The organism is Candidatus Paracaedibacter symbiosus (genome assembly GCF_000757605.1).
GTDB classification, from domain to species: domain Bacteria; phylum Pseudomonadota; class Alphaproteobacteria; order Paracaedibacterales; family Paracaedibacteraceae; genus Paracaedibacter_A; species Paracaedibacter_A symbiosus.
Genome location: NZ_JQAK01000015.1, coordinates 3,876 through 4,841, shown reverse-complemented (window position 1 = coordinate 4,841; position 966 = coordinate 3,876). Strand labels below are relative to the sequence as shown.

Genomic DNA, 966 nt, shown 5'->3' with positions numbered 1-966 from the left:
GCGCAGCTTCTCAGCGTTCTGCCTGGCATCGGCTGAACCCACGCGCCAAATGGCAGCCAGAGACTCGAGGGTCTGCTCGGTCTTAGCTTGTCGAAGCCCCTCGATAAGCCCGCGCAACGCTGGATACTCCGCTAGCAGAGTCTGCTCCAGACGAACCTTCGACACTTCCGGCAGAGCCTCCTTAAAAAGAGGAGCGAGCAAAAAAGTAGGTCGCCATCTGGCGCAACTTCACCCAACTCAAGCTTCCTGATCTGGACCGCGCGCAACTCATTGAGCAAATGAATCAATTCACGAGGAACATTGTTGCCAGCCCCGTCACGCGTACGCGATAGCATCCAATCAAAGGTGGATGGCTTGTTTGGGCCAACATCAACCTGCGGCGGGAAAATCCTATAGAAGACCTCTTTTTGCTTTTGAGCCGAGGCCAAGACTTCGGCTTTATCTACACCAAGATGCTCACAAACTGGATCGTTGTGCAGAATTCGGCGAACCAGAAGGTTCAGAAGTGCGTCATCTCCCCACTGGATGGTCAAATGGCGCGTCACGTGACTTGCTTCACGAAAGCCTTCTTCCGTGATTCTTCTCCATATATCAGTCCGCAAGAAAATCTTAATCCCGATATTCGCCAGATCAAAACCGTCTAGATAAGCGCGAAATAGCGCCCTCAGGGCATTCTTCTCTGAATCAACGTGATCCGAGAACGCAACATCGAGCCTATCTAAGAGGATCCAAATTCGAAAGTTTCCTTCAAGCGCCTGATTTGCGATCTCCAAAAGCCGATCGACAGAGATCAAGCCGTCTCCCCGCTGCTGAGCGGTGGGTTCCGCGAGGATGACCTTTCCGGTTACTCCAGAGGGATTACCAGTGGCCGGATCGATATGAACGGTTCCTTCGAATGCCTCAGGGCGCAGCAACCTCTTAACGTAGTCAAGTGCATCATTTAAAAGCGATGCCAAGGACGAGCCC

Annotated in this window: 1 protein-coding gene; it reads right to left on the bottom strand. The window is 52.6% G+C overall.

The annotated features are described in order from the left end of the window. Window positions 1-131: 131 nt before the first annotated feature. Window positions 132-966: P-loop ATPase, Sll1717 family (locus IG80_RS12875; RefSeq protein WP_232224415.1), on the bottom strand; the 835-nt coding region annotated here is incomplete at its 5' end.